Origin of the sequence: Zarconia navalis LEGE 11467, from assembly GCF_015207075.1 — a bacterium.
Classification (GTDB): Bacteria; Cyanobacteriota; Cyanobacteriia; order Cyanobacteriales; family Geitlerinemataceae; genus Zarconia; species Zarconia navalis.
Genome location: NZ_JADEXN010000387.1, coordinates 1 through 5,475 on the forward strand (window position 1 = coordinate 1; position 5,475 = coordinate 5,475).

Here is a 5,475-nt window from a genome sequence, read left to right on the forward strand (position 1 = left end):
CGATCGAACAGTCCCGAAAAAGCCTCTTTAACCGCCTCAAATGCTCGTGTAACATCGCCAATTTCCGGCGGATAGGGAGGATGGTTATCAGTAGCAGGTGGATAGACTTCGTGCAAACAAGTCACCGCCAGCAAGCAGGGAATATCCGGGTAAGTCTCCCGCAGTTTTCGGGTAATGTCTCCCAGGGTATCGGTAGCGAAATCGTTAATTTTGACGGTCAAAATCAGGATGCGGGCCCGATCGCGATTTTGTTGCAAATCGTTAACCAGTTCTTCGACGATTGCCGTTGTATCCCGTTCCACATCCCCCAATCCCACCGTATCGGTAAACACGATCAGGGGTAAATCGTTGGAGGGATAGGCATAACGTTCGGTGTGTTGGGTGTGGGGGCGAAATCCCTGACCGATAATTTCTGCCGAAACCCCCGTCAGTCCTCGGACGATCGAACTTTTTCCCGCTTGAGGTTTACCCATGAGTAAGGCTTCAGTGGTGGGTAGTTCGGCGCGGACGGTTTCCAAAATTTCGGCAACTCGTTCTTCGCTGACGCTAAACCACCCGATCGTCTTTTGTACTGCTTTCTCAACGGGAAGGAGGTTGACAATGCGATCGGCTGCGTCGTTCCATCCCCGCGAGAGGCGACGTTTCCAGCTTTTCCCCGACTGCTGGGCTGGGGATTTTGACGATGGTGGATTCGCATCGCGTTTTTCGGTCATGGGGGAAATCCTATCGATCGGTCGAGATGCTTCGCGGCGCTGACTCTGGTTCCAGCTCGACCCAAGAAACACCTTCCGTCATTTTATCTGAAATTGCTAACGTTACTAATGAGGAAATCTCGACTGATGTACGGATACGACTAAATAGGCGATCGGGCGAATGAAAGCACGCCTCTACAAATGGTAGTTTCAACAGAAATTTGCGTCAGTTCTTGCAATGTAAAATATCGTGTCGCCCCGAAAGATATTGAAATGTTTAGACAAAAAATAATATGCTTGTATTTTATTTTTCGATTTTGAAAAAATAAATACTTTCACAAACGATTACTTTGCGCTAAGAATACTACACTCTAAACACATCCGACTGACTCATTACTTTTCCTTCCCCTTCCACATACCACTAAAAATTACCAATAACCCTAAACCCCAAGCAAACGTCGGTTCGGGAACTGATGTAGATTTAGATGCTCGGGAGGGTATCGCTTTCGTTACAGCCTTGGGAACTGCCGTACTCACCGAACCACTTTTAATTAAAACCGCAGAATCTAAGACTGCATCACTAACATCTTTAATCCGAATGCTAAGGGTATTTTGAGAATTCTGTGCCAACGCTCCTTCAAAGGTGAGAACTTGAGTGTAGCCATCGAGTTTAGTTTTGGTATTTTCTCCAATGGGGTTATCAATATAATCGGGATGAAAAAAATCAGGTTCGGGTTGAGGCACGAGATTATTAATTGTTACATCTTGCCCATCACTTAAGCGAGCTAAGTTTTCTCCATTTAATAGCAACTCAAAAGAGTCATTAAACTTATCGCCTCCAAATTCAACAAACTCTTCAGAACCAAAAACATATTGAAAAAAGAGCATCTCAACTGTTGAATCTGCTTCAAAAGTAATATCGAGCTGAGCTAGATCGAAAGAATTTTTATCGTTTCCCGGTTGTTTCAAGTCCGCACTTAAATCCGAGCCGCTGATAAAATCATTATTACCTCGATTTTCACCAGAAACTCGGTCAACAATTCCCGTACTCAAGATAACTCCTGACTCTAAATTAAAGGGATCCCCCTCAAATAAACCGAAGCTACGAGAATCACCGGAAATAGAAGCAGAAAAGTTACTCAATCCCGTTGTGTCGCCGAGTAATGCACTTAATAAATCATCGGAATTGCTATTTTTAGCGATTGTAAAAGCGCGACTGGGTAAACTCACCGTGGTTGCTAATAAAGTCGTTGTAACGGCAAGAGGTGTGATGGCTCGATCGAGAAATTTCATGATGAGATACATGTTTTGTGTGATAGACGCATGGAAAATAAATTGCTGACTGGCTCAGACTTGTTAGATCGAGTATAAATACGTAAAATTTCAAAATAGTTTATTTAATTATTCGATGAAATCAAATAATTTACTGAATATTTATGCCAGTCATGGCAGATATTCAGTAAATTCAGTAATTTTACGCACTATAGTTCTCTCACACTTTCATTTGAATTTCAGTAGAAATGCTTAATCTTTATCAAATTCTTGATAAAAATAGCTTCATAGTAAAGAGTTCATGAAGCCAGCTTTAAATCTATTGAATTTTGTAGATTTTGGATTTGCACTCAAAATCATAAGATTCTAAATATTAATGAATCAAGAATTGAAGATAATTATTTTGTATGACAAATCGATTTTATTGATTGATAAGATTTTTATTTGTTGCTATTATATTTAAAAATTAATTTATTTGAATTTAAAGAAAAATTGTGATTTAAAATAAATCGAGCACTTTATTTTAAATTGAGATCGATCGTCTTTAAAGTTTGAGTTTTAGGGGCTTCGTACTGGAGATAAAAACGATCGAGAAGTTGCCAAATGCTGACATCTCCATCCCAGTTGTTGTAACGGTTACTCATATTTTTAGAAGCCGAGTTTATATTGGTAGAGAAAACCAACTCGAAAAACTCGCGAACTTGCAATAGCCAATGATAAACGCTACTCCACCCCAAACTCCCCATCGTGTCGTTATCGTCGGCGGCGGCTTTGGAGGACTCTATGCCGCCAAAAACCTCGGCCGCGCCGACGTGCAAGTGACGCTGGTAGACAAACGCAACTTTCACCTTTTCCAGCCCTTGCTGTATCAAGTGGCAACAGGAACCCTCTCGCCAGCGGATATCGCCTCACCCCTGCGGTTGGTACTCAGAAAAAATAAAAATACTGAAGTCTTACTCGATGAGGTGACCGATATCGATCCTGCCGCCCAAACCCTTTCCCTGGGCAGCAACAAAACCCTCGATTACGATACCCTGGTCGTGGCAACGGGCGTCAGCCATCATTACTTTGGCAACGACCAATGGCAAGATCGCGCCCCCGGTCTAAAAACCGTCGAAGATGCCCTGGAAATGCGGCGACAGATTTACCATGCTTTTGAAGAAGCCGAAAAAGAAACCGACCCCAAAAAGCGGCAAGAGTGGTTGACCTTCGTCATTGTCGGTGGCGGCCCCACGGGAGTCGAACTGGCCGGGGCGATCGGGGAACTCGCCTTTCACATTGTCCCCGAAGACTTCCGCCACGTCGATACAACCAACGCCCGCATTCTTCTGGTAGAAGGGATGGATCGGGTGTTGCCTCCCTACCCCCCAGAACTCTCGGCAAAAGCCCAAACCGCCCTCACCAAACTCGGCGTGACGGTGCAAACTAACACCATGGTGACGGAGATTGCCGATGACGCAGTGACGATGCGTCGGGGAGACGAAACCGAACGAGTGGAGGCCAAAACGATTCTGTGGGCGGCGGGGGTAAAAGCCTCGAAAATGGGGCGGATACTGGCTGAAAAAACCGGAGTCGAACTCGATCGCGCCGGACGAGTCATCGTGGAGGCAGATTTAAGCCTCGCCAAACACCCAAACATCTTCGCCATCGGGGATTTAGCCCACTTCGCCCACCAAGGCGATCGCCCTCTTCCCGGTGTAGCCCCCGTCGCCGTCGCCCAGGGAGAATATGTCGCTAAGCAAATCCAAGAGAAAATGCAAGGCAAAACCCTCGGCGCGTTTAAATATGTCGATCGCGGCAACCTCGCCGTTATCGGGCAAAACGAAGCGGTGGTGGATTTGGGATTTGTGCGCCTCGACGGTTTTGTGGCGTGGCTGATTTGGGTCTTCGCCCACATCTACTATCTCATCGAGTTCGACAACAAACTGATCGTGATGGTGCAATGGGGCTGGAACTACATCACGCGCGGACGGGGGGCGCGGTTAATTACCGGAGAAGCGGACCTCCTCCCCCTCAAAGTGGAGTTGCAAGATAGCGATCGCCCCAAAGTCACCAGCGATCGATAGCCCGTAGGGTGGGCAGTTTTTTCGATCGGGATTTCACTCGTACGCGGGTTATCTCACTGCCCACCGACCCCGACAGGTTTCTATCCTGATGAAAATAGAACAATTTGCCATTATCATCAATTTGCATAAAAGCGAGGAAACATCCCGATAGCTATTTTGGGATGAGTCAGAATAACCGTACAACTTGCAAGCAACCTTGTGAAAACGATGATTTTGACCAACGTACCTTGCTTTGCCATTTTTTCTGTTGCCTTCTCCCAACTCATCGCGACATTGGGATTTGCCCCTGCAACTCGGGCATCCTCTCTGGTGCCGCCATCTAATGAATACGCCATCGAGTTTCATCCTCCAGAAAATCGCGGTGCACCGGATGTTGCCGTCGGAGGTGCAACTCGGTGTCTGCCCCAATTTACACCACTGGTTCCCCACGATTTCAGTAAAGACTACGGCGATCTCTCTTCCCCCCACTTCGGTTTGACCGTTCGCCCCAATCCCACCTTTTTTGTATCCCTCGACTCTCGTAAGATCCAAGAGATCTATTTTGAAATCTACGAGTACGATACCGAGGAACGGGGAAACGATGGCGATCTCGTCTATGAAACATCGAGAGAATTCAATGGATTGGAAAGGAGACAGCAAGGAGCGATCGGGATTAATCTGCCTCCAGATGTTACCTTAGAATCCGGTAAACTCTATCGCTGGTATCTAGATGCTGTTACTGGAGGCGATGCTGTTGAAGTGGTTTCCGATTCAGGCTGGATCGAGCGCGTGGAAGTCTCCCCAGACTTAGGCTGGCAACTTATCACGGCAAAAACTCCTCTCGATCGTGCCCAAGTGTATGCAGAAGCGGGAATTTGGCACGATGCCTTCGATATTTTGGCACGAGAGCGACGCTTGGACGATACCCGAGAACTGAAAGAGGAATGGGAAGAACTTTTGACATCGGCTGGTTTTCCGGAGCATTTGGCGAAGACTCCATTACTCGATCGCGGTGGAGATCGGCGATCGGAACCTCGATAATCCCCATCCCAATTTTGGGATTGTTAACTTTAAATCCCGCGAGTCGTTTTTGACACTCCAAATCTGTTTTTCGATCCCATGTTGTTCATTATTTTTCAAGTATCGATATCGTGAACATTTCTACATTAAATCAAGACTCTCAAGACCTATTAAATTCCTCAACCGTTCTAGAAGATTCTCTAAATCATTCGCAAGAGGAAGAATCTCTAGATCTTTCGATCGTGGTTCCAGTTTATAACGAGGAAGAAAGTTTACCCGACCTGCTCGAGCGAATTGTAACGAGCTTAAAAGAAACGGGACTGAGGTACGAAATTATTTGTGTAGACGATGGTTCGACCAAAGATGGTTCTGCCAAGTGGCTCAAAGATAAAGCTCTAACTCACCCGAATCTAAAAGCCGTTCTTTTGCGTCGCAACTACGGTCAA

6 protein-coding genes are annotated in these 5,475 nt (G+C 46.0%); 3 read left to right on the forward strand and 3 right to left on the reverse strand.

Annotation, left to right across the window (positions count from 1 at the left end; genetic code table 11):
- The 3 genes from IQ235_RS17635 to IQ235_RS17645 all read right to left on the reverse strand — a co-directional run.
- Positions 1–713, reverse strand: a 713-nt coding sequence (locus IQ235_RS17635) for a GTPase family protein (protein WP_264322736.1), incomplete at its 3' end; no start/stop codon positions are given.
- 372 nt (positions 714–1,085) lie between these two features.
- Positions 1,086–1,985, reverse strand: coding sequence for a choice-of-anchor L domain-containing protein (locus IQ235_RS17640; RefSeq protein ID WP_264322737.1), 900 nt, complete (start codon positions 1,983–1,985; stop codon positions 1,086–1,088).
- A gap of 497 nt (positions 1,986–2,482) precedes the next feature.
- Positions 2,483–2,608 (reverse strand): hypothetical protein, encoded by a 126-nt coding sequence (locus IQ235_RS17645; RefSeq protein WP_264322738.1) that lies wholly within the window; start codon positions 2,606–2,608, stop codon positions 2,483–2,485.
- Between the two features lie 69 nt (positions 2,609–2,677).
- Between IQ235_RS17645 and IQ235_RS17650 the strand changes: the two genes are divergently transcribed.
- The 3 genes from IQ235_RS17650 to IQ235_RS17660 all read left to right on the forward strand — a co-directional run.
- Positions 2,678–4,030 (forward strand): NAD(P)/FAD-dependent oxidoreductase, encoded by a 1,353-nt coding sequence (locus IQ235_RS17650; protein ID WP_264322739.1) that lies wholly within the window; start codon positions 2,678–2,680, stop codon positions 4,028–4,030.
- A gap of 207 nt (positions 4,031–4,237) precedes the next feature.
- Entirely contained in the window at positions 4,238–5,050 is an 813-nt protein-coding gene (locus IQ235_RS17655) for a DUF928 domain-containing protein (protein ID WP_264322741.1), read from the forward strand.
- A 110-nt stretch (positions 5,051–5,160) separates the two neighbouring features.
- Positions 5,161–5,475 (forward strand): glycosyltransferase (locus IQ235_RS17660; protein ID WP_264322740.1); only part of this gene is annotated, 315 nt, incomplete at its 3' end.

Bases quoted from the DNA above. Each gene is read 5' to 3' on its own strand.
- IQ235_RS17640 (WP_264322737.1), bottom strand. From the start codon at position 1,985: ATGAAATTTCTCGATCGAGCCATCACACCTCTTGCCGTTACAACGACT.
- IQ235_RS17645 (WP_264322738.1), bottom strand. From the start codon at position 2,608: ATGAGTAACCGTTACAACAACTGGGATGGAGATGTCAGCATTTGGCAA.
- IQ235_RS17650 (WP_264322739.1), top strand. From the start codon at position 2,678: ATGATAAACGCTACTCCACCCCAAACTCCCCATCGTGTCGTTATCGTC.
- IQ235_RS17655 (WP_264322741.1), top strand. From the start codon at position 4,238: ATGATTTTGACCAACGTACCTTGCTTTGCCATTTTTTCTGTTGCCTTC.